Origin of the sequence: Methylopila jiangsuensis, from assembly GCF_027922305.1 — a bacterium.
GTDB lineage: Bacteria > Pseudomonadota > Alphaproteobacteria > Rhizobiales > Methylopilaceae > Methylopila > Methylopila jiangsuensis.
In genome coordinates this window covers 15,926-38,365 of record NZ_BSFK01000003.1, presented here as the reverse complement: position 1 = coordinate 38,365, position 22,440 = coordinate 15,926, and the positions used below count along the sequence as shown (strand labels likewise).

Genomic DNA, 22,440 nt, shown 5'->3' with positions numbered 1-22,440 from the left:
GCTGCTTGACCGCCGCGCGCTGCTCCTTCTGGAGCTCGATCGCGGCCTTGTTCAGGGCGAACGCGTGGGCGCGGCGGATGCGATTGTCCGCAAATTTCGTGATGTCGGCGTGGAGCTTGTCCGCTGCGCGCTTATCGACCTGGATGAGGCTTTTACCGGGCATGCATCCAGAAGCTCAGCCATTGCAGCGAGCGTCTAGAGTGAAATGCATGGCCCTAAAATGCAGAGCCCCGCGCGCCCTTTCGGGCGGCGGGACTGCAGTAGTCCGCGCTTTGTGGCCGAGCGCGCGGGGCTCTTTGCTGGCCATCCAAGGCGAGCATCTGAATCTTACGTGCGCCGCCTGTAACTGACAAGAGTCAGGGCGCGGAAAACCGGGATTGGACGCCGTTTCTTTAGGGGTTCGTTCGACCCGCGCCCCCGTTACTTCTTCGGATGTCGCCACGTGTCGCATCGTGTGACGACATCCTCCGGAAAGGTGTTACACGACGCGCGGCGCACGCGGCAGCGGGGGCCTGAGGCGGGCCATTACGGCGCGGCCGATGACGGTTAGGTCGACGACCGAACCGAGCTTTCGGCGCTGCTTCTCGGCGAGGATCTCGACCGCCGCCTCTGCGATCTTGTGGGCGCTGATCGGCTCCATGGAGGCCTTGCGGCGGACGCCTTCACTTCGATCGTTGCCGGCGATGGTGGCGATGCGGTCGCCCCAGACCTTTGCGACGGCCTCGGCGATGGCGCGGTCGACGGCGGCGGGAAGAGGTCGTCCGATCTGCAGAGCGTTCCGCCGGTAGGCTAGCGAGCGGACGCGGTCGCGCTCCTGGTGGTCCTTCCAGCGCTGGATAGCTTCCTTGCTCATCCAGGCAGTCTGCAGGCCGGCGTAGCAAGCCACAAATCGTGACGCGTCACGGGGCGCGCCACAGCCGCCGGCGCGCGGTGAGACGCTCAATTCCGAAGGGTCTGGCGGGGCATCGGCCGCGCGGAGAGATGCTAACCCGTCGGCGGAAGGGAAAGCCCTTCAAGCCTTCATCGGTGGCCCTGCAATCCCTTAAGGGAAGACAGCGGGGGCACTTCTCTCCGGCCGTCAGGCCGGAGACGACGCCTTCAGCATCCAAAAGAAAATCAGCTGTCAGCGGGCAATTTCTGAGCGTCACCCAGACGATGAAAAGGCCGGGAGCGGCAGCGGAGGCCGTACTGCTCGAAACCCTTGACGGAGCTCTGTGGCGCCACCGATGATTTCCCTTCGCGAAACCCCACCGAAGGCCCGCCCAGCGGCGGAGCGATAACGAAGGCGTTCAGCGCGCGAAACCCCGCAGCGCAGGAAGCCGGGACGATCCCTAAGAGTTATCTATATATTATATATGGGCCGGGTTTAGCTCTGCGGTTTGGCAAAAAGTGGGCTTTGGGCGCTGCAAATTGAGGGGATTTGCCGTTTTCGCCGTTTGAGCGTATTTTGGGACGCTGGTGGAGGCCCTCAGGAGGGCGTTTTGGGTCGTCTCAAGCAGCTTGTCTCGAAGTCCGTCCCGCTGCCGCTGGAGGTCGCGGACCGGGTTATGCTGCCGTCCCTTAGCGGCCGCGACCAGCGGCTCGCATGGGCGCTGGTGTCGTGCATCGGGTCGGTGGAGCCGGCGAGCGAGATCATTGATGGCCGGCGGCGGGTGGTCGCCCGGTTCGAGAAGGACCTGCTGGAGGCCCGGTCCGGGGTCAGGCTCGATGACTGTGCGAAGGCGCTGCGGGATATCGTCGAGCGCGCGGTGATCTGGTCGGAGATAAAAGAGCTGAACGGCGGGCGGCTGTTCGACTTCGCTTTCTATGAGCCCGGGTCCATCAGGAGGAAAGGCGGAAAGGTCGTCGCCAATGTGACCTCGCTGCTGAGGCCAATCGCCGCCTGCGTGCCTGGCCTGGAGCTCGAGATCCCCGCCAACGTCTTCCTAGCGCAGCGGCGACAGGTGGCGGTCGCGCTGCTGGTCGCGCACCTGGCCGACCTAAAGAAGCGGAGGGCCGTCGGCGTGAAGAAGACCGACATGCCCCGGTCTCGCTTCAAGTTCGAGGACGGCAAACTCAAGGCTTGGGGGGAGACCATCGCGGAGATGGATTTCAACCTGTTCAAGCGGGACTACCTCGACCGGTCCATCAAGGACCTCACCGACCCGGAGCTCGATAGCGATTTCCGCTTTCAATACCGGCAGATCCCGGGCGGGGTCGTGACCCACGCCGTCGAGGAGGCGACGCTCGTCGACTTCAAGGCCGTCGGGGACAAGCGGGTGCGGGTGAAGCGCACTCTCGGGTCGGGAGCGTCGGCCAAGCCGGTCCATCCGGTGCGTCGGGCGGCGGGTTTCGAAACAGCGCGTAAGCGAGACCGCGATGACGCCGTCGACGACAGGCTGAAGGCGGCGAAAGCGCTGCTGGAGGCGCAGGCGATCCGGGAAGAGGCAAAGGCCGAGGCAGCTAGGATCATCGCCGATGCGCAGGCGCGCGCCGCCGGTCTGGCGCAGGCAGCGCAGAGGGCCACGACCGCGGCGCCGGTCATGCCCTATCCAGGCGCGAGAAAAGCAACGGGTCGTTAGAAATTGAACGATTTCCGCAATCCCGACGCAGGGAGTGGCGGGCTAAGGTGGGGAGTCGGCCGAGATTCCGCGGCCCCATGGAGACTGACATGCTGAGCCTGACCGAAGCGATCACGCTGCGCACCGCGAATGACCGGATCGCCGAGGTCACGCGTGAGGCTAACAGCGTGATCGCGCAGTTGCAGCGAGCCCTCGAAAATGAAAGGGCCGCCCGGCGTGGTGACCGGGCGGCCTATGAGGCGGACATGGCCGCGATGGGCGAGGAGATCGAGCTCTTGCGCGAGCTGGTCGCCGAAGGCCGGGCCTAAATCGCCAGTCGCGGGGCCTCGGCCGCCTCGCCGTCGAGCTCCGCCCACCGCGCCCGGCGCCGAAGATCTGCGGCCGCCGAGCGATCGATCGCCGCCCGCATTTCGCGCTTCCGAGCCTCACGCGCCGCCAGCCTCTCGGCCTCCGAGCTCTCGACGACGGTCAGCAGCGGCCGCACCATGCCGAGCTGCCGGCCACCACCGAGGTGAGCGGAGATCGCCGACGGCGATGCCCGGCTCACCAGCGCCAGCTCGTCCGCGATCAGCCGCGCCGCCCAGCGGGCGACCTCCGGCGTGACGCCGCGCGGCAGGCGGGGTTCCGCGCCGGCGAGGCGCTCGCGGCACCATCTCTTCAGCCCGTCCGCGACCTCCTCCGCCTCCGGCTCCGCGACCGGTGTGGGCGCGACAGGCATCGGCGGCTGAGCCGCGCCCGGCACCCACCGCAAAATACGCTTTCCGGCCTCGCGGACGAGCACCCACGAGCCGATTAGAGCGCTCGTGACGGCCCGAAATGCCGCCGCGAGGAGAGATACCAACTTTCCCATTTCGTCCGTCTCCAAGCCCCCTGGCGCCATGTGCGCCGGATCGAGGCCTTCATCTTACTCGCGAGCGGCGAAAGCAACTAGCAATCCTTGTATTTGAGGATCAGCGTATTCCGATAAGGGATCGCACGCGGTCCATGTCAATGTTGACAGGACGACAATAAACTTTGGTTGCAGCCCTGAAACGATGTCGCCGAAAATAAATTTTCGGGCCTCTCGTGCCGATTCTATCGGGCTGAGATCGATGCAACCGGATCGCCATTACAATGTTGACAGGCTTCGAGCCGTTGACACCAAGACGAGCCGGACTCATCGTTGAGCGTCAACGATCGTCCCAGGGATTCCCAGATGCCCGCTCCCCGCCGCCCCGGCGTCCCCAATGCCCAGCCCTCGGCCCCGGTGGTCGCGGCTATGCTTCCGGTCGCGGCGGAGGAGCGGGCTACGCAGGTGACTGTCCCCTCGCTGGAGCAGGCGCTGGCCGATCTCGAGGCCGCCGGCATGAGCCTGATCGCGAACGGAGACGCCCCCATCAAGCGTCTGCGGGCTCTCGAAGCCGACGTGTCGCTGCTCATGCGCCGTCTGATGCGTGTCGCCGGCGCCGACGAGGCCGGTGACGCTTTCGACGCCGACGACAGCGACGGCGAAGTCGCGCTGATCCGGTCCATCGACACGACCGAGAGCGACCCCTACGATCTCGCCACGGGCGCGGAAGCTGTGGTCGATGACGGGTGGACTGACCCTTTCAAGGGTGCGGCCCCTGACGCCGGATATGGCGACGAGCCGATCCGCGGTCTCGATCTCCGCAGCCGCGCGCGCGCCGAGCCCCCGCCTGTCATTATGGTCAAGCCGGCCGTTCCCACCACTACCGCCGCCGAGATGGCCGCCAACGCAGAGCTTCTCAAGCGGGCCGGCGATGACCCCTACCTCGCGGCCGCGATCGAGGCCGGCATGGCGACGCCATCCGTCAAACGCGACGGCGCAGCCAATCAGCGCGAGCTCGAGGCGCGCGTTTCCGCCCTCAAGGCCAAGCGGGGCGGCAAGTGAACTACAGCCAGGATTACAGCGACGAGGCGGAATACATGCGCCTCCTCATGGCCTCGATCGAGGACGAGGACCGCGCCGCCGCCGATGCCGCGCGCAAGGCGGCCGCCGCGCAGCTGCAGGGCGCGGAGCGGGTGATCGACGACGTCATGACGCTTTCACGCCGCCGCCACGAAGAGGAGCTGGCGAAGCTCGAGAGCCTCCGCAACGTGTTGGCAGCGCCCGCGACCGACGGCGACATGGGCCTCGCGCTCATCGAGGTCGGCCGGCTGGTCCGCGTGATGCAGATAACTGGCAAGGCTGATCTCGCGCGCCGCCTGATGACCGTCGGCGCGCTGATCCAGGCGCCCGGTGAGGGGTCCGCGTCGTGAATAGGGTCGACCTCGTCATCATCGATCTCTGGAGCGCGACCGCCGGCGTCACGCCGATGCGCGTCATTCGCGACCACCGCAATCCCGAGATGCAGCGCATGCTGATCCCGGCCGACGTCGAGCGCCCCGAGGGCATCGGCGCGGCGGTCCGGATCAGCGCCCACATCGGCTGGCTCGAGCTCGTCGAGGAGGCCATCGCCGGGCACGTCAACGCCGCCTCTGAGATCGCCGAAGGCGCGATCATTCGCTCGGTCGCGGATGAGCTGGGCGAGATCGATCTCCGCTGGCCGTCGGAAGCGCTCCAGGAGGCGTGGGGCTACCGGCTCCGCCTGGCCGGTGCCCTCAAGCAAGCGAGGGCCGCATGATCCCCGCCGCCGCATGGCTTGGCATCGGCTTCGCCGCTTTCGTGGCCGCGATCGCCGCGTGGCTGCGCGTCGCAGAACGCCCGTCGCCCGTGGCCGCGCCGGTCGCGGTGAAGCCGGATGTCGCTCGCGTCATCGAGGTCGTCGCCTACTACGAGCTCGGTGGCCGGCGCTGCCTCTGCTGCGAACGCCCGTCCGCGAGGGCCGGCTCGATGACGTGGCGACATACTGCCGGGCGGACGTCGCTGATCGCCTGCGGCCGGTCTATCGCCGGCTGACGGGCATGGGGTGGACCGGGGACGTGCACTAGCCGGCGATTGCGACGCCGACGCTTGCTGAGCTCAGCCGCGACCGCGATGACGATGCGGATGTGATCTCAGACTTCTTGGTGGGTGCGTGATGGCAGAACTCGACGACCTCAAAGCTCGGGTGGAAGCCTTGGAGGCGCAGCTGCGACCGTCAAATGACCCTCGCTGGAGCGCGAGAAACTGGGTTGTCAGCCATCTCGCCCCCGGCGTCCGGGAGCTCTTCGAAGTCATCAGCGATCAATACAAGCGCGACCATCCTGGAACTGTCTCGCAAAGCATTAGCTGGAGGGCGACGTGACCGACGACACCGTCCGTCGGATCCGCGCGCTCGCTGAAGTCGGCAGCACGCGCGCCGAGATCGCCGGGCTGCTGAGCATGGCGGAGTGGAAGGTCGCAGCGATCTGCGTCGCGCACTCCATCCCGGCGACGCCGAAGAGGACCGGCAAGCGCAAGCTGCCCGAGTGGCCGGAGCTCGCCATCGAGCTCAATGGCGCGACGCAGGGCGTTGTTGCGGCGCGCTATGGGGTCTCGACCACCGCGATTTCACAAGCTCGTCGCAAGGCGGAGAAGGCCGCCGCTTCGTCTGGCGAGCCGCCGACTACGCGCCCATGAGTTATCCGCAACTCATGGAATGAACTCGCTGGGCATGTGGGGGAAACCGATTTAGGGGCCGTTTGGCCCCTTTTTCGTGCCCCCCGATGTGTCAGATATGACGCAAAACGGCCCGAAATCGCCAGAGATGTATCAGATATGACGCACGGAGCGGCGGAGATTGCGTCGATTGCGCCCAAAATGCCCGAAGATCACCCTCGCCGTGACGAAGTTCACACCGAAGTTCACCCAGTCATCGCGATTTCTCTGGGTGAACTTCGCGAGATTCTGGGTGGTCTTTGATTGTCACCTGGGCCTGAAAGGCCCGCAGCTGGATGCCATCGGGGCCAAGCCGGCTCGTGAACGACCCGCGATTGCCCCTAAGTTTCCAAGCGCTTTGCCAAAATTCCGAGACGCCGTCACCCTCTCTGAAGCGGATAACCCCGTGGCCGGCTTCGTCGAAGGAGACCTTGGAGATGTGTTCCCGCAGCTGCTGGTTGACCTTCTGCCGCGCGGCCGGCAGCTGATCTTCCGGGATCTCGTCGAGACGGTTGTAGAAAGCGATCGTGGCTGCTGGGGCGCCATCCGAATCCGAGTGGATGTCGGTGGCCCGTATCCGCTCGCTCAGCCCCTCGATCGTCGCTTCGAGGGAAGTGGCGCTCTTGCGATATTCGGCGAGCATCCCCGTCAAGGCGGGGTCGTCGATTTCGGCCATCCGGCGAACAAGCCGCTGGATCGCTGACGTCACGGTCTCGAGCTCGGCCTCGCGATCCGCACGCTCACGATGCGCCTCGTCGGAGCGCTTGGCGGCCTTGGCGATTAGGTCGTCGGATGCGGTCGAAAGCCCGAAAATCACTGCCGCTTCGGCGCGGAGATAGTCGTAGCGCAAGGCGTTATTGCAGTCGCCGAGGATGGCGCGGCGGCAGACGAGCTTCAAGCCGGACGACCGGGCGCCCTTGTCGATAATCGTCATGCCCTGGCCGCAGGTGGCGCACTTGCAGAAGCCCTGCAAAAGGTTAGTCATTGCGCCTTTGCGGCCGCCGCTCCCGCGCCGCGACGCCATCGCATTCTGGGCGCGCCGATGGGTCGCCTGATCGATCGCGGCGGGGTAGTAGCCCCTGATGGGCTCCAAGTCAGCGCCGCCGCTCGTCGGGATATACTCCCCAAGCACCTCGCGGCCGGTCAAAATCTTGGAGATGTAGCTGTCATTCCAGACCGGCCTTTGCCGCTTCGCCGAGGTTTGCGACCACGGCGCCACCCCTGTCGAGATCAGGCGCTTGGTGATCGCGCGCCTGCCCAGTCCGTCGATCGTCCACTGAAATATGTCAGCGATCACCGCCTTCCGGCCGGGAACTAACTCGTAGCTTTTCCGGTCGGCCGAGAGACGCAGCCAAGCGGGGCAGCGCTGCCCGTGCGGTGTGAGGCTATCACGGGATTTTTCGGCCTTAGACGCCCAGGCTTTCGAGACGCGGACGCTTTTGACCGAGCTCTCAGAGTGGCCGCGCGTAAAATGGATCAGGCTCATGATAACGCTAACCATTTTTTCTTCCGCGGTCCCGTTATCGGCGTAGCGGAACCCGTCGGCGCTCGTGACGATCGCGACGCCGCGGCGCACGATCCGGCTATAGAGCTCGATGGCTTCAAGCGCGCTCTGGCGGCTCAGGCGATCCAGATTTTCCATCGCGATCGTGCTGCCTAAGCCGATGCGGCCATCCTCGATCGCAGCGACGATACGACCTAGCTGGCCCGATCGGAGGTGCTCGCCGGAGAAGGCCGAGTAGCCGATGTCCTCGAAGACTCCGTCGATCGCCAGACCGGCTCGAGCGAACCAGCTCTGGTTAAGATCGCGCTGTCGAGCGGGACCGTGGCCGGCGGCCTGCTCCTCGGACGATACCCTTAGATAAGCTAGATGCACCGGCCTGCCGGTAGGAAGATTTTCAACGCGAGTAGCCGGACGCATGGGCCGCGAATCCCCGAAGTCGGTAAGCCTTTGGAGGATTGTATGGCCAAAATGATACCGGCTACAACATGCTGCTCGCCGGGCCTCCGGGCGCGGGCAAGTCCATGCTGGCGAGCCGGCTGCCCTCGCTGCTGCCGCCGCTCGCGCCGCGGGAGCTGCTGGAGGTGGCGATGATCCGCTCGGTGGCGGGGGAGCTCGCGGGCGGGCGGCTCACCAACCGGCGGCCGTTCCGGGCGCCGCACCATTCCGCCTCCATGGCGGCGCTGGTGGGCGGCGGCGCAAGGCCCCGCCCCGGCGAGATCGCGCTGGCGCACAACGGCGTGCTGTTTCTGGACGAGCTGCCGGAGTTCTCCGCCCAGGCGCTCGACGCGCTGCGCCAGCCGCTGGAGACCGGCGAGGCGGTGATCGCCCGCGCCAACCACCGCATCGCCTATCCCGCCCGGTTCCAGCTCGTCGCCGCCATGAACCCCTGCCGCTGCGGCGGGGGCGAGGGCGGGCACGCCTGCCGGCGCGGCCCCCGCTGCGCCGAGGAGTACCAGTCCCGCATCTCCGGCCCGCTGCTGGACCGCATCGATCTCCGGCTCGACGTGCCGGCGGTCACCGCCGCCGACCTGATGGCGCCGCCGGCGAGCGAGGACAGCGCGGCGGTGGCGGCCCGTGTGGCGGCCGCCCGCGCGGTGCAGGACCGTCGGGCCGCGGGGCTCGGTCTCGCGGGGTCGGCGCTCAACGCCCACGTGGGCGTCGCGGCGCTGGAGGAGATCGCGCGGACCGACGCCGCCGGCCGTCGCCTGCTGCAGGACGCCGCCGACGCGCTCAAGCTCTCCGCCCGCGGCTACCACCGGGTGCTGCGGGTGGCCCGCACCATCGCCGATCTCGACGGCGCCGAATCCGTGGGCCGCGCCCATCTGGCGGAGGCGCTGGCCTATCGGTCTTCGCCCGCGCGCGAAGCCCGGGCGGCGTGACGTCATGCCCCGCCCCTCAGCCCGCCATCTCGTCGAAGCGGGCGACGGCGCGGGCGAGCCGGGCGAGGTTCTCCGCGGTGTAGGCGCGGTAGTCGAAGTCGATTCTGGAGTGGATCTCCGACACCAGGCTCCACAGCGCCTCGCGCAGCAGCGAGGCCGCCTCCATGGCCTGAAGCCGCAGCCGCAGGGCGTCGTCGGGCGCGCGACCGTAATAGATCTCCAGCAGCGCGTCGCGCTGGCCGGCGTCGAAGCCGTTGTTGGAGGCGAGGTTGCCGAGGTCGAACAGCGGCGTGTTGAAGCCGCCGTAGTCCCAGTCGATCAGCCACAGCCGCGCGCCGTCGTCGAGAAAATTGCCGGGCAGAAGATCGTTGTGGCCGTAGACGATTTCGGTCGGACCCAGCGCGGTCTCCAGGCGCTCGGCCAGGGCGGCGTAAGCCGGCAGGTCGGCCGTGAGCCGGCAGCCGCCGTCCCGCAGCGCCTGCAGGTAGCTTCGCAGGATGTGGAAGGTCCAGAAGCCGAGCGCCGGCCCGTGGATGCGCCGCGTCACCTCGCGATGGGCGGTGCGGATCAGCGCCGCCACCCGCGGCAGTTCGGCGCGCACGTCCGCTTCGCCAAACGTTCGGCCGTCGATGTGGTCGATGACGATCAGGCCGGGCTCCGCGTGGCGCACCGCAGGCGAAACGCCGGCCTCCTCCGCGGCCTTCGAGGCGGCGAGCTCGTTGAAGCGCATGACGTTGTGGAGCGGAATGTCGTCGCCGAGCCGCACCACATATTTGCGGCCTGCGTCCTCCACCACGAAATTGGCGTTGGTGATGCCGCCGCCGAGCGGCTGCGGGTCCACGGGGCCCCGCCAGAAGGCGAGCCCGCGGACGCGGTCGAGCGCCGCCCCCTCCGTCATGCGCGCAAGCCCCCCATCGCCGCGTCCCCCGTCCCACCCGCTTCGCTGTCCGCCGTCTCAGGCGAGGATACGCGCCATCTCCGGATCGTACAGCGCGCCGAGATGGACCCTGGCCGGAACCCGCACGGTCGCTACGTCCAGCTCGTAGTCGCCCGAAAGCACGAACGCCTCGTCCACGCCCTCCCGGCGCACGTAGCCGTAGCCGATGGGCTTGCCGAGGGTGTGGCCGAAGCCGCCGGAGGACAGCCACCCCACCCGCTCGCCGTTGCGGTAGATGGTCTCGCGGCCGAGCAGCACCACGTCGGGATCGTCCACGGTGAAGCCCGCGAGCCGCTTCTTCAACGGCGCGGCGGCCTGCGCCTCCGCCGCTTCGCGGCCCAGGAACGGCTCGGGTCCGTCGAGCTTCAGCGCCCAGCCGATCCCGGCCTCGAACGGGGAGTGGTCGGGGCCGACCTCGGCGCCGGTCGCCCAGTAGCCCTTCTCCAGCCGCAGCGTCTCGATGGCGCGGTAGCCGGCATCGGTCAGGCCGAGATCGGCGCCGGCCGCGGTCAGGGCGTCGTAGAGCGCGGCGCCGAACTCCACCGGGACGTGCAGCTCGTAGCCGAGTTCGCCCACGAAGGTCATGCGCAGCGCCGTCACAGGCGCGCCGGCGAGGTTCAGCCTGCGCCATGCGGCGAAGGGGAAGGCGGCGTCGGAGACGTCGTCCCGGGTCACGCGCTCCAGCAGCCTGCGGGCGTTGGGGCCCATCAGCGCCAGCACCGCATAGGCCGAGGTCACGTCCACCAGGCTGGCGTCGAGCCCCTTGGGCAGGTTGCGGCGGATCCAGTCGAAGTCGCGGGTGGCCGCGCCCGTGCCGGCGATCAGGTAGTAGTCGGTGGGGGAAAGCCGCGCCACGGTGAGGTCGCATTCGACGCCGCCCCTGGGGTTCAGCATCGGGGCGTAGAGCACGGAGCCCACGGGGCGGCGCATATCGGCGGCGCTGAGCCAGGAGATGGCGTCCTCCGCGTCCCTGCCCGTCAGCAGGAACTTGGCGAAGGAGCTCTGGTCGAACAGCGCCACGGCCTCGCGCGCGGCCGCGTGCTCCCGCGCCACCGCGCCGGTCCAGTTCGGCCGGCCGAAGGTGTAGCGGTCGCGCGGCTCCTCGTCTTCGCCCGCGAACCAGTTGGGCCGCTCCCAGCCCAGCTTCTCGCCGAACACGGCGCGCTTCGCCGCCAGCCGGTCGTAGAGCGGCGAACGCCGCAGCGGCCGGCCGCTGTCGTGCTCCTCGTGCGGCCAGGCGATGGTGTAGTGCTTGCCATAGGCCTCCAGCGTGCGGGCGCGCACCCATTCCACGTCGGAGGCGTTCTTCCCGAAGCGCAGGATGTCCACCGGCGACAGGTCGTAAGGCGGCCGCCCGCCCGCGATCCATTCCGCCAGCGCCTTGCCCGCGCCGCCGCCGGAGGCGATGCCGAAGGCGTTGAAGCCCGCGCCCACGTAGAAGCCGGTCAGCTCCGGCGCCTGGCCAAGGATGAAGTTGCCGTCCGGGGTGAAGCTCTCGGGGCCGTTGATCAGCTCTTTCACGCCCGCGGTCTGCAGCGCCGGCACGCGGCCGAGCGCCAGCTCCATCAGCGGCTCGAAATGGTCGAAGTTCGACGGCAGCAGCTGGAAGTTGAACCCGGCGGGGATGCCGTCCCGCGCCCAGCCGATGGGATTCGGCTCGTAGCCGCCCATGACGAGGCCGCCCACCTCCTCCTTGTAGTAGGTGAGGCGGTCAGGATCGCGCAGCGTCGGCAGGGTCGAGGTCACGCCCTCGATGCGCTCGGTCACCATGTACTGGTGCTCCACCGACACCAGCGGCACGTTCACGCCCGCCATGGCGCCCACCTCGCGGGCCCACTGACCGGCGCAATTGACCACGATCTCGCAGGCGATCGGGCCGCGGTCGGTCTCCACCGCGACGACCCGGCCGTTCTCGATGCGGAAGCCCGTGACCGTGGTGTCCTCAAGGATGCGGGCGCCGTTCATGCGCGCGCCCTTGGCGAGCGATCCGGTGATGTCGGAGGGGTTGGCCTGGCCGTCAGTGGGCAGGAAGGCCGCGCCGATGACGTCGGAGACGTCCATCAGCGGCCACAGCTCCTGCGCCTCCTTCGGCGACAGCAGGTGCATCTCCAGCCCGAAGGAGCGCGCGGTGGTGGCCTGCCGCTTCACCTCGGTCCAGCGCTCCTCGGTGCAGGCGAGGCGCAGGCCGCCGTTCATCTTCCAGCCGGTGGCGAGCCCGGTCTCCTCCTCCAGCGTGCGGTAGAGCTTCACGCTCTCGCCCAGCAGCTGGGTGATGTTGGCGTTGGAGCGCAGCTGCCCCACGAGGCCGGCGGCGTGGAAGGTGGAGCCCGAGGTCAGCTTGTGCTTCTCGAGCAGAACCGTGTCTTTGAAGCCGAGCCTGGCGAGGTGGTAGGCGGTGGAGCAGCCGATGATGCCGCCGCCGACGATGACGATCTGGGCCTGGGTGGGGAAATCGGCCATCGGGCGGTCCTTGGGGCGTGGCGCGGATTGAACGCCCGCATCAGGCCCAAGCCCGACATTCATGTCAACGTTGAACCACAACTAATGTGGTTTTGTGTGGATTTTTCGCCGCATCATTCGCCGAAGCGTTCGCGCCACAGCCGCTCGCCGTCGGAGCAGACGCCGTGCGGCGCGTCGGCGGAGGCGGGCCGCGTCACCGGACGCTCCGGCGCCGGGCCCGGGTCGGGATCTGGCGCGCGCCCGGCGATCTCCATCACCAGCTTGGTGCGCACCGCCTCGGGAAACTGCTCCACCGCGCGCACCGGCAGCACGAACGATCCGGGGCCGCCCACCACGCAGTCGCGGTAGTAGACGTCGAGTTCGGTCGGGTCGACGAAGCCGAACGTCTGGCGCTTCAGCATCAGCGGCAGGCCGTTGACCACCACGCCCCGCTCCACCGCCTCGTCCCGGGCCGCCTCCACCGGCGCGCCCTGGTTGTTGGGGCCGTCGCCGGAGATGTCGATCACCTTGCGCAGGCCGTCGTAGCCGTTGTTCTCGAACAGGCGGACCCCATGGCTGAGCGCGCCGGACAGCGAGGTGCGGAACGAGCGCCTGAGCGGCTGGGCGGCGAGTTCGGCGGCGAAGGCCCGGGCGCTGTCGGGACCGTCGATCAGCCGCCAGGGCACGATGGCGCGCTGGTCGTCCGCGCCGGCCCATTCCACATAGGCGACGGCGATGCGGCCGATCAGACCCTGCCCGATGGCGTCGAGCACCGGCCGGGAGACGATGGCGGCGGCGTAGCCGTCGCGCTGGATCTGCTGCTCCTCCACGTCCATGGAGTAGGAGACGTCCACCGCCAGCACGAGCTCAAGGTCCACCGGCGCATCGCCCTGCGCGGCCCGGGCGGCGGGCGCAACGCAGGCGAGCGCCATCACGGCGGCCGCTAGGCGGCGCATGACGATCGGCGCGAGAGCGGGAGTTCGGGGCGAAGGTCGGCGGCGCGCGCGGCGGAATATGCTGCGAAGCGGACCGATCACTCCCATAGACCCCGCCTTTCGACGCCGACGCCACGGTGCAATGCACACCATGGTGCCACCCGAATCGGCGTCGCGCCAGCCGCGCGACAGCGGCGTGACGGCGCGCCCGGCGGTTTCCCACCGCCGGCAGGGGGCCTCGGCGGGGGGGGGGGGGCGCCGCGCGTGGAGGGGGGTCTTACTTGGCGGCGGCGTCCCGCTGCGGCAGGGCGTAGCGCTGCAGGATCGGGGCCTGGGCCATGGCGAAGATCATGGTGATGGGCATCACGCCCCAGACCTTGAACGCCACCCAGAAATCGGTGGTCTGGGTGCGCCACACCACCTCGTTCAGCACGGCGAGGAACACGAAGAACACGGCCCAGCGCCAGGTCAGCTTCATCCAGCCCTCATGGGTGAGCTGGAACGCCTGGTCGAAGGCGACCGCCAGCAGCGGCCGGCCGAAGGCGAGCCCGCCGAACAGCGCGGCCGCGAACAGCAGGTTCACGATGGTGGGCTTGAGCTTGATGAACAGCTCGTCCTGCAGCGCCAGCGTCAGCCCGCCGAACACCAGCACCACCGCGCCCGAGACCAGCGGCATCACCGGCACGCGCCGGAGCAGGACCCAGGACACGCCGAGCGCCGCCACCGTCGCCGCCATGAACGCCGCGGTGGCGGTGAACAGGTCGGTGCGGCTGTTGGCGAGGAAGAACACCACCAGCGGCCCGAGCTCGAGCGCGAGCTTCAGCAGCGGGTGGGCGTGGGGCTTAGGCGCGTCTTTGGATGTCATGCCCTGAACCTTAGGCCGCGGGACGCGGCGCCATGATGGCGAAGCGTCACGCGGGCGGCAGCCCGCGCGCCCGCGCCGCGCTGTCGATGAAGCCCTTCGTGGTGGCGATCAGCTCCGGCACGTCGAGCAGGAAGGCGTCGTGGCCCTTGTCGGTCTCGATCTCCACGAAGGAGACGTTGGCCGCCGCAGCGTTGAGCGCATGCACGATCTGGCGGGAGTCCTCGGTGGGGAACAGCCAGTCGGAGGTGAAGGAGACCACGCAGAACCGCGTCTTCGAACGCTGGAACGCCTTGGCCAGCACGCCGCCGTGGTCGGCGGCGAGGTCGAAATAGTCCATGGCGCGGGTGACGTAGAGATAGGAGTTGGCGTCGAACCGCTCCACGAAGCTCTGGCCCTGGTGGCGCAGATAGCTTTCGATCTGGAAGTCGGCATCGAAGCCGAAGGTGCGCGCGGCCCGGTCCTGCAGGTTGCGGCCGAACTTGGTCTGCAGCGCCGGCTCCGACAGATAGGTGATGTGCGCGGCCATGCGGGCCACCGCGAGGCCCTTGCGCGGGATCGCGCCTTCGACGAGGTAGCGCCCCTCCCGCCAGTCCGGATCGGCGGTGACCGCCTGCCGGCCCACCTCGTGGAAGGCGATGTTCTGGGCCGAATGCTTGGCCGCGGTGGCGATGGGCAGCGCCGCGAACACCCGGTCGCCGTGGCTCGCCGCCCATTCCAGCACCTGCATGCCGCCCATGGAGCCGCCGACCACCGCGAACAGGTCGCGCACGCCCAGATGGTCGACCAGCGCCGCCTGCGCCGCCACCATGTCGCGGATCGTCACCAGCGGCAGGTCGAGCCCATAGGGCTCGCCGGTCTCGGGATTGAGCGAGGCCGGGCCGGTGGTGCCCATGCAGCCGCCGAGCACGTTGGAGCAGATGACGAAGAAGCGCTCGGTGTCGATCGGCCGGCCGGGGCCCACCATGGTGGACCACCAGCCCGGCTTGCCGGTGACCGGATGCACGTTCGCCACATGCTGGTCGCCGGTGAGCGCGTGGCAGATCAGCACCGCGTTGGAGCGCTCGGCGTTCAGTGCGCCATAGGTCTGGTAGGCGACCCGGACGCCGCCGAGCACGGCCCCGGATTCGAGCGTCAGCGGCCGGTCGAGGCGCGCGACGAGGCTGCGCGGCGCGTCGGCCTCGCGCCGCGCCGTCTCATGCACCGTCCGCTCGATCGTGGCTTCGCCCAAGGGCCCCTCGCGTCTGCAGATAGGAGGGGGAGGTGAAGACCCGGCGCGGCGCGCTGTCAACGCCAAAGGCGTCCCTGCGGGCAGGCAGGCGCGCCATTTGCGACTTTCGTCGCGAGCCCATGAAGGCTGTTGACAGCTCGACCACAACACATTTGAGTAATTCACTAGATTATATATTTTTATGAGGAGCGCCCCTATGCCGCCCTTGCGCACGCCTCTCAACTCCCGGGGATTCCGATGACCGCGCCGCGCATCGTCGCCCTCAGCGGCAGCCCGTCGGCGCAGTCCCGCACCCGCGTGCTGCTCGAGGAGCTGGTGCAGGCCATCGTGCAGCGCGCCGGCGGTCGGGTGACGCTGATCGACGTGGGCGAGCTGGCCGGCGATCTGGGGCTGGCGCGCGCCCGGAGCGACGCCTCGCCGGCGCTGGAGCAGCGCCTGCGGGAGATCGAGGCGGCCGATCTCATCCTCGCGGCCTCCCCGGTCTACAAGGCCTCCTACAGCGGCCTGTTCAAGCATTTCATCGACCTGATCGACCACCGGGCGCTCGCGGGCGTCCCGGTCGGGCTGATCGCCACCGGCGGCGGCGACCGGCACGCGCTCGTCGTGGAGCACCAGTTCCGGCCGCTGTTCGGCTTCTTCGGCGCTCGCACCCTGCCCACCGGCCTCTACGTCGCCGAAAGCCAGCATCGCGACGGCCACATCGCCGACCCGCTGGTCCGCGCCCGCGCCGACCTTCTGATCGGCGAGGCCGTGGAGGCGCTGGCGCGCTCGCCCGTGCCGGCGCGGGCGGCGCAGCTCTTCCCCAACGCCTGACCTTTCCTGTCCGAACGAACGCAAGGAGGCCGCCCATGGCCGACACCCGACAGCCCCCGCGCCCTGACGAACCGATCCGCTTCGCCTACTGGGTCCCCAACGTGTCCGGCGGGCTGGTGATCTCCAACATCGAGCAGCGCACCGACTGGAGCATCGACTACAACCGCACGCTGGCGCAGATCGCGGAGAAGGCCGGCTTCGACTACGCCCTGACCCAGATCCGCTTCACCGCCGGCTACGGCGCGGAGAACCAGCACGAGAGCGTGGCGTTCTCGCACGCGCTGGCCGCCGCCACCGAAAAGCTCACCGTCATCGCCGCGCTGCTGCCTGGGCCCTGGAACCCGACGCTCGCCGCCAAGCAGCTCGCCACCATCAACCACCTCACCGGCGGCCGCATCGCGGTCAACGTGGTGTCCGGCTGGTTCCGGGGCGAATTCGCCGCCATCGGCGAGCCCTGGCTCGACCATGACGAGCGCTACCGCCGCTCGGAGGAGTTCATCCGCGCGCTTCGCGGCATCTGGACCGAGGACACGTTCACCTTCAACGGCGACTTCTACCGGTTCCGCGACTACGCGCTGAAGCCCAAGCCGCTCGATCCGCAGCCGGAGATCTTCCAGGGCGGTTCGTCCCGCGCCGCGCGCGACATGGCCGCACGGGTGTCCGACTGGTACTTCACCAACGGCAACACCCCGGAGAACGTCGCCAAGCAGGTGGACGACGTGCAGGCCAAAGCCGCGGAGCTGGGCCGGCGGGTGAAGATCGGCGTCAACGCCTTCGCCGTCGCCCGCGGCACGGAGGAAGAGGCGCGCGGCGTGGTGGACGCCATCGTCGCCAACGCCAACCCGGAGGCCGTGAAGGCCTTCGGCCACGAGGTGAAGAACGCCGGCGCCGCCTCGCCCGAAGGCGAAGGCAACTGGGCCAAGTCCTCGTTCGAGGACCTCGTGCAGTACAACGACGGCTTCAAGACCAACCTGATCGGCACGCCGCGCCAGATCGCCGAACGCATCCTCGACCTGAAGCAGGCGGGCGTGGACCTCGTGCTGCTGGGCTTCCTGCACTTCCAGGAGGAGGTCGAGTTCTTCGGCCGCGAGGTCATCCCGCTGGTGCGCGAGCTTGAAGCCGCGCGCCGCCCCGTCTCCGCCGCCGCCTGAGGAGGTTTTCCATGAGCACCGCCAAACTGTCCCTCGTGGGCGCCGAGCCCCAGGGCGTTCCCGGCCCCAAGCGCCCCGCGGCGCCGGCCCATGTGATCCGCGACGACGCCGAGGCCCTTGCGGTCGCCGAACGCGTCGCCGCCGAGATCGCGCCGGGCGCCAGCGAGCGCGACCGCAACCGGGTCTGGCCGCTGGCCGAGCTTGACCTGTTCTCCCAGAGCGGGCTGTGGTCCATCAACGTGCCGAAAGCCTTCGGCGGCCCGGAGGTGTCCTACGCCACCCTCGCCAAGGCGATCGAGATCATCTCGGCGGCGGACAGCTCGGTGGGCCAGATCGCCCAGAACCATCTCGGCGTGGTGGCGGCGATCCGCACGGTCTCGGACGAGGCGCAGCAGGCGCTGCTGTTCGGCGAGATCCTGAGGGGCGCCCGCTTCGGCAACGCCTTCTCGGAGTTCAATTCCAAGCGCGCGGCGGATTTCGAAACCACCTTCACCGACGAGGGCGACCACGTTCTCGTCACCGGCCGCAAGTTCTACGCCTCCGGCGCGCTGCTCGCCCATTACGTGCCGATCGTGGCGCTCGATGGCGAGGGCCGGGCCTGGTACGCCATCGCGGAGCGGGACGCGCCGGGCCTGACCGTGATCGACGACTGGTCCGCCTTCGGCCAGCGCGGCACGCTGTCGGGGACGGTGATCCTCGACAAGGTCCGCGTGCCCAAGACCCATCTCGCGCCCGGCTACAGGGGCTACGACCGCCCGACCGCGGACGGCGCCATCTTCCAGATCATCCAGGTGGCGGTGGACGTTGGCATCGCCCGCAACACGCTGGACGAGACCATCCGCTTCATCCGCTCCAGATCCCGCGCCTGGGTGGACAGCGGGCAGGAGCGGGCCTCGGACGACCCTTACGTGATCCACGCCGTCGGCGACCTCAAGATCCGGCTGCGCGCGGCGCAGGCGCTGCAGGAGGCGGCCGGGCGCGCCATCGACCGGGCGGTCGCGGACCCGACGGCCGAGACGGTGGCCGAAGCCCAGATCGCCACGGCGGAGGCCAAGGTGCTCTCCACCGAGATCGCGCTGCTCGCCGCCAACCGGCTATTCGAGCTGGCCGGAACCCGCTCCACGCTCGCCGAGCACAATCTGGACCGGCTGTGGCGCAACGCCCGCACCCACACGCTGCACGATCCGGTGCGCTGGAAATACGCCATCGTGGGCAACCACGCGCTGAACGGCGTCAACCCGCCGCTGCACGCCTGGAGCTGAACGGCGCCGTCAGTGCCCCGGCGCGGCCCCGCCGTCCGCGGCGGGGCGCCTCAGCAGCGGCGTCAGGATCACCAGCGCCGCGAACAGCAGGCCGAGCGCCAGGAACAGGTCCGAGAAGGCGAGCACCAGCCCCTCCCGGCGCACGCTCAGCGCGATCTGCTTCACCGCCGCGAGCTCCGCGTCGGAGCCGAGCCGGGCGGAGAAGGCCTGCGTCATGGAGGTTATCGTCTCCTCCGCCGCCTGCCGGCCCCAGACCACGCTCTCCCTGAGCCGCGCCATGTGCAGGTCCTGCCGGTCGTTCAGGAAGGTGTTGATGAAGGCGAGGCCGAAGGCGCCGCCGAGGTTCCGCATCAGGTTGAACAGGCCGCTGGCGTTCTTCAGCTTGTCCGGCGGCAGGGTGCCGAGCGCCAGCAGGTTGATGGGCGCCATGCACATCATCAGCGACACGCCCCGCAGCGCCTGGGGCCAGAACAGCTCGCCGAAGGCCCAGTCCTTGGTGAGCCACGTCAGCTCGAGGCAGGACAGCGCGAAACCGCAGAAGCCGAGCCCGATCAGCCAGCGCGGATCGATCCTGCGGGACAGGATGCCGACCGGCGGCGCGGCCGCGAACATGAACAGGCCGGTGACGAACACCGTCTCGCCGATCTGCAGCGAGTCGTAGCCGCGCACCCGGCCGAGGAACACGGGGTAGAGATAGGTCAGGCCGTAGAGCCCGACGCCGAGCACGAAGGTGAGCGCGGAGCCGACCGCGAAGTTGCGGTCGCGGTAGGCGCCGAGATCGACCAGCGGCTCCTCCACCGTGAAGCAGCGCCAGAAGAAGGCGACGCCGCCGACCAGCGACACCGCGCTCAGCCAGCGGATGGCCTCGTCCTGGAACCAGTCGTCCTTTGCGCCCTCCTCCAGCACGTACTCGAGCCCGCCGAGGAAGGCGGCCAGCGCGATCAGCGCCACATAGTCGAGGCGGCGCAGCAGGCTGTGGTCCGGCCGGTCGAAGTCCACCATGGTCCAGGCGATGACGGTGGCGATGATCCCTGGCACGACGTTGACCAGAAACAGCCAGTGCCACGACATCAGCTGGGTGATGTAGCCGCCCACCGTCGGGCCGATGGTGGGCGCGAGCGTCACGGTCAGGCCCACCAGCGCCATGATCATGGGCTGCATGCGCTTCGGGAAGATGGCGTAGGCCGCGGCGAAGGCGGTCGGGATCATGCCGCCGCCGATGAAGCCCTGCAGCGCGCGGTAGACGATCATCTCCGGCAGGGTGGTGGCGGTGGCGCAGAGCGCGCTCGCCAGCGTGAAGCCCGCCGCCGACAGCGAGAACAGCACCCGCGTGGACAGCGCCCGGCCGAGATAGCCGGACAGCGGGATCATGATCACTTCGGCGATCAGGTAGCTGGTCTGGACCCAGGAGATCTCGTCCGGGCTGGCGGACAGGCCGGCCTGAATCTCGGCCAGCGACGACGACACGATCTGGATGTCGAGGATCGCCATGAACATGCCGAAGATCAGCGCGAAGAAGCCGATCAGGCGGCGCGGCGTGACCTCGGGTTCGGAGGAGGCCAGTCCCGCGTCCGGAGCCGGAAGCGCAGAGGAAGCCGACGCGCGGGGGACGCGGTGCGTGTCGGCTCGCCTGTCGTCGCCGGGGGGGACGGCGTCGTCGCTCATGGGCCCGGTTCCGGACGCGGGGGCCTGTCAGCGCTTCGCGGGGGAAGAAGCGCTGAGCTCGGGGGTCGAGGGCGTGGTGCGGATGTCCACCGTCGCCACGACGGACAGGCCCGGCCGGAGCCGGCCCTTGCGCACGTCGTCGGGATCGATGCGGACGCGCACGGGCACGCGCTGGACGATCTTGGTGAAGTTGCCCGTGGCGTTCTCGGGCGGGAGCAGGCTGAACACCGCGCCGGAGGCGGGCGCCAGACTGTCCACCACGCCATGGGCGTCGTGTTCGGGATAGGCGTCGACGGCGAGCGTCACCCGCTGGCCGACGGCGATGTCTCCAAGCTGGGTCTCCTTGAAGTTCGCGTCCACATAGACGCGGTCGAGCGGAATGACGGCGAGCAGGCGCTTGCCCGGCGTGACGTAATCGCCCGCCTGGACCGAGCGGTTGCCCACCACGCCCTCGAACGGCGCGCGGATCACGGCGGCGTCCAGATCGCGCTGGGCCTGGGCGCGGGCGACGCGCAGTTCGCCGAGCTGACGCTCCGCTTCGCCCTTCTGGGCCTCGAGCACCGCGCGGTTGGCCTCCGCCGCCACGACGCCGGCGTCGGCCGCATCCACCGCCGCCACGGTGCGGTCGCGGTCGGCCTTGGCCTGATCCAGCGTCTGCCGGCTGCCATAGCTCGATTTCGCGAGCTGCTGGGCGCGGTCGTAGTCGGAGGCCGCGCGGGCGCGGTCGGCGCCGGCGGAGGCCTGCTGCGCCCTCGCCTGCAGGATCTGCGCGTCGGACGCCGCGATCTGCCTGTCGAAGCGGGCGAGCGAGGCGGCCTGGGTGGCGATGCGGGCGTCGGCGGCCTCCACCGCGAGCCGGGCGTCGCCGTCGTCGAGCCGCACCAGCGGCTGCCCCGCCGCCACCCGGGCGTTGGCCTCGACCGCGACCTCGGCCACATAGCCGGAAATCTTCGGCGACATGAGCGCCATGTCCGCGCCCACATAGGCGTCGTCGGTCTCGACCATGAAGCGGCCCGTCATCCAGTAGGACGCGCCCTGCCAGACGCCGAGCCCGAGCGCGAGGGCCGCGACCGCCGTCAGAATGAGCCTCTTGCGCGACCCGCCCGACGCGCCGCCCTTGCGGGCCGGGGCCTCGGCCGCGGGCGCCTGCGTCTCCCGCGCCTCCTCGGCTGGCGCGACCGTCCCCGGGGCGCGATCGTCCGCGGCCCGCCGCGGCGCGAGACGCGCCACGGAGCCCGACGGCTCTCGGCTGGACAGCGGAGACTGAGCCATGACGGCTTCGCCTCTCCTCAACGGATGAGTTCGGATCGGAGACACAACGCGCAAATGACCGAACGGTTCGGTCACACCCTCTCATTACCACATTCGCCACGCGGCCGGCAACGCTGACTGAACGGTTCGGTCAATGTTTCGTTGCACGACGCCGTTGCATAAACGCAGGGCGCAACCGGGAGCATCGCGTCCTCGCAGGCCGGCTCGCCGCGCGGGGCGCGGTTGGGGAAGACAGGACCGCGCGGATACGTCATGACAGAGGCCATGACCGCCGCTTTCTCCCCCGCCCGTCCCCGCCTCGCCGTCCTCGCGCTCGCCGTCGCCGTCACCGGCGCCGCCGCCATCGGCGGAGCTTTGGCGTTCGAACACGGGTTCGGCTACGTGCCCTGCATGCTCTGCCTGTGGCAGCGCTGGCCCTATTACCTCGGCCTGCCGCTGGCGCTGGCCGCGGCGCTGCTGGCGAAGGCGGGCCACCCCGGCGCGGCGCGCGCGGCGCTCGGCCTGACCGCGCTGCTGTTCGCCGTGGGCGCAGGACTGGGCCTCTACCACGCCGGCGTGGAGTGGAGCTTCTGGCCGGGCCCGGCGAGCTGCGCCGGGGCGAACGCCGCGCCGTCCTCCGTGGGCGGCCTGATGGAGAGCATGCGCGGCACACGGATCGTGCCCTGCGACAGCGCCGCCTGGCGGTTCCTCGGCCTGTCGCTCGCAGGCTACAACGCCCTGATCGCCGCGGCGCTGGCCGGGCTTTCGCTCTGGGGCGCCCGCCGGGGCTGACGGCGCGAACGTCCGTCCGCGTCCGAAGCCCCCGCTCCCGGCTCCGCGGCGCCAGGGCGACCGGCGACCTTTGGATCGGAGCGCCCGGACACGCTCGGG

General features: G+C 69.4%; 21 protein-coding genes and 1 pseudogene. 12 read left to right on the top strand and 10 right to left on the bottom strand.

Translation table 11 applies throughout. The annotated features are described in order from the left end of the window. Positions 1 to 478 precede the first annotated feature (478 nt). A complete protein-coding gene (locus PKE85_RS00805; protein WP_271202894.1) occupies positions 479 to 853 on the bottom strand; it encodes a hypothetical protein in 375 nt (124 codons plus the stop codon). Positions 854 to 1,481: 628 nt separating this feature from the next. Between PKE85_RS00805 and PKE85_RS00800 the strand changes: the two genes are divergently transcribed. Further along, entirely contained in the window at positions 1,482 to 2,561 is a 1,080-nt protein-coding gene (locus PKE85_RS00800) for a hypothetical protein (RefSeq protein WP_271202893.1), read from the top strand. 89 nt (positions 2,562 to 2,650) lie between these two features. Next, positions 2,651 to 2,869 carry a hypothetical protein gene (locus tag PKE85_RS00795; protein WP_271202892.1) on the top strand — a complete coding sequence of 73 codons (219 nt, stop codon included), beginning with the start codon at positions 2,651 to 2,653 and terminating at the stop codon, positions 2,867 to 2,869. On the opposite strand, the gene PKE85_RS00790 is transcribed toward PKE85_RS00795, so the two are convergent. Next, entirely contained in the window at positions 2,866 to 3,426 is a 561-nt protein-coding gene (locus PKE85_RS00790; RefSeq protein WP_271202891.1) for a hypothetical protein, read from the bottom strand. The genes PKE85_RS00795 and PKE85_RS00790 overlap by 4 nt on opposite strands. Before the next feature lie 330 nt (positions 3,427 to 3,756). On the opposite strand from PKE85_RS00790, the gene PKE85_RS00785 reads away from it, so the two are divergent. The 5 genes from PKE85_RS00785 (at position 3,757) to PKE85_RS00765 (ending at position 6,102) form a co-directional block, all read left to right on the top strand. Beyond that, the gene (locus PKE85_RS00785) at positions 3,757 to 4,452 is read left to right on the top strand and encodes a hypothetical protein (protein ID WP_271202890.1); all 696 of its coding nucleotides are present in this window, start codon (positions 3,757 to 3,759) and stop codon (positions 4,450 to 4,452) included. After that, positions 4,449 to 4,820 carry a hypothetical protein gene (locus tag PKE85_RS00780; RefSeq protein ID WP_271202889.1) on the top strand — a complete coding sequence of 124 codons (372 nt, stop codon included), beginning with the start codon at positions 4,449 to 4,451 and terminating at the stop codon, positions 4,818 to 4,820. The genes PKE85_RS00785 and PKE85_RS00780 overlap by 4 nt, the downstream gene beginning before the upstream one ends. Then, positions 4,817 to 5,185 (top strand): hypothetical protein, encoded by a 369-nt coding sequence (locus PKE85_RS00775; RefSeq protein ID WP_271202888.1) that lies wholly within the window; start codon positions 4,817 to 4,819, stop codon positions 5,183 to 5,185. Before PKE85_RS00780 ends, PKE85_RS00775 begins: the two co-directional genes overlap by 4 nt. Further along, positions 5,182 to 5,460 (top strand): hypothetical protein, encoded by a 279-nt coding sequence (locus tag PKE85_RS00770; RefSeq protein WP_271202887.1) that lies wholly within the window; start codon positions 5,182 to 5,184, stop codon positions 5,458 to 5,460. The genes PKE85_RS00775 and PKE85_RS00770 overlap by 4 nt, the downstream gene beginning before the upstream one ends. A gap of 324 nt (positions 5,461 to 5,784) precedes the next feature. After that, entirely contained in the window at positions 5,785 to 6,102 is a 318-nt protein-coding gene (locus PKE85_RS00765) for a hypothetical protein (RefSeq protein WP_271202886.1), read from the top strand. 232 nt (positions 6,103 to 6,334) lie between these two features. Here the strand turns inward: PKE85_RS00765 and PKE85_RS00760 are convergent, their stop codons facing one another. Beyond that, a complete protein-coding gene (locus PKE85_RS00760; protein WP_271202885.1) occupies positions 6,335 to 8,041 on the bottom strand; it encodes a recombinase family protein in 1,707 nt (568 codons plus the stop codon). Between the two features lie 59 nt (positions 8,042 to 8,100). On the opposite strand from PKE85_RS00760, the pseudogene PKE85_RS00755 reads away from it, so the two are divergent. Next, a pseudogene (locus PKE85_RS00755) lies at positions 8,101 to 9,003 on the top strand (ATP-binding protein); the annotation flags it as partial. 16 nt (positions 9,004 to 9,019) lie between these two features. Here the strand turns inward: PKE85_RS00755 and PKE85_RS00750 are convergent. The 5 genes from PKE85_RS00750 to metX form a co-directional block, all read right to left on the bottom strand. Continuing rightward, entirely contained in the window at positions 9,020 to 9,901 is an 882-nt protein-coding gene (locus tag PKE85_RS00750; protein ID WP_271202884.1) for a choline kinase family protein, read from the bottom strand. A 57-nt stretch (positions 9,902 to 9,958) separates the two neighbouring features. After that, on the bottom strand, positions 9,959 to 12,400 hold the full coding sequence (locus PKE85_RS00745; RefSeq protein WP_271202883.1) for a GcvT family protein: 2,442 nt from the start codon (positions 12,398 to 12,400) through the stop codon (positions 9,959 to 9,961). Between the two features lie 113 nt (positions 12,401 to 12,513). Further along, positions 12,514 to 13,335 (bottom strand): DUF1194 domain-containing protein, encoded by an 822-nt coding sequence (locus PKE85_RS00740; protein ID WP_271202882.1) that lies wholly within the window; start codon positions 13,333 to 13,335, stop codon positions 12,514 to 12,516. A 256-nt stretch (positions 13,336 to 13,591) separates the two neighbouring features. Then, positions 13,592 to 14,179 (bottom strand): septation protein A, encoded by a 588-nt coding sequence (locus PKE85_RS00735; protein ID WP_271202881.1) that lies wholly within the window; start codon positions 14,177 to 14,179, stop codon positions 13,592 to 13,594. A 46-nt stretch (positions 14,180 to 14,225) separates the two neighbouring features. After that, complete coding sequence (gene metX, locus PKE85_RS00730) at positions 14,226 to 15,407, bottom strand: homoserine O-acetyltransferase MetX (protein WP_271202880.1); 1,182 nt, start codon at positions 15,405 to 15,407, stop codon at positions 14,226 to 14,228. A 237-nt stretch (positions 15,408 to 15,644) separates the two neighbouring features. Here metX and PKE85_RS00725 point away from each other — a divergent pair, with 237 nt between their 5' ends. The 3 genes from PKE85_RS00725 to PKE85_RS00715 are packed head-to-tail and all read left to right on the top strand — an operon-like array spanning position 15,645 to position 18,633. Beyond that, the gene (locus PKE85_RS00725) at positions 15,645 to 16,220 is read left to right on the top strand and encodes an NAD(P)H-dependent oxidoreductase (RefSeq protein ID WP_271202879.1); all 576 of its coding nucleotides are present in this window, start codon (positions 15,645 to 15,647) and stop codon (positions 16,218 to 16,220) included. A gap of 35 nt (positions 16,221 to 16,255) precedes the next feature. Next, complete coding sequence (sfnG, locus tag PKE85_RS00720) at positions 16,256 to 17,371, top strand: dimethylsulfone monooxygenase SfnG (RefSeq protein WP_271202878.1); 1,116 nt, start codon at positions 16,256 to 16,258, stop codon at positions 17,369 to 17,371. Between the two features lie 11 nt (positions 17,372 to 17,382). Further along, positions 17,383 to 18,633 (top strand): SfnB family sulfur acquisition oxidoreductase, encoded by a 1,251-nt coding sequence (locus PKE85_RS00715; RefSeq protein ID WP_271202877.1) that lies wholly within the window; start codon positions 17,383 to 17,385, stop codon positions 18,631 to 18,633. Positions 18,634 to 18,642: 9 nt separating this feature from the next. On the opposite strand, the gene PKE85_RS00710 is transcribed toward PKE85_RS00715, so the two are convergent. Then, positions 18,643 to 20,298 carry a DHA2 family efflux MFS transporter permease subunit gene (locus PKE85_RS00710; RefSeq protein WP_271202876.1) on the bottom strand — a complete coding sequence of 552 codons (1,656 nt, stop codon included), beginning with the start codon at positions 20,296 to 20,298 and terminating at the stop codon, positions 18,643 to 18,645. A 27-nt stretch (positions 20,299 to 20,325) separates the two neighbouring features. Then, entirely contained in the window at positions 20,326 to 21,570 is a 1,245-nt protein-coding gene (locus tag PKE85_RS00705) for an HlyD family secretion protein (protein ID WP_271202875.1), read from the bottom strand. A 264-nt stretch (positions 21,571 to 21,834) separates the two neighbouring features. Between PKE85_RS00705 and PKE85_RS00700 the strand changes: the two genes are divergently transcribed. Beyond that, entirely contained in the window at positions 21,835 to 22,341 is a 507-nt protein-coding gene (locus PKE85_RS00700) for a disulfide bond formation protein B (RefSeq protein WP_271202874.1), read from the top strand. The last annotated feature ends 99 nt before the right edge of the window (positions 22,342 to 22,440 follow it).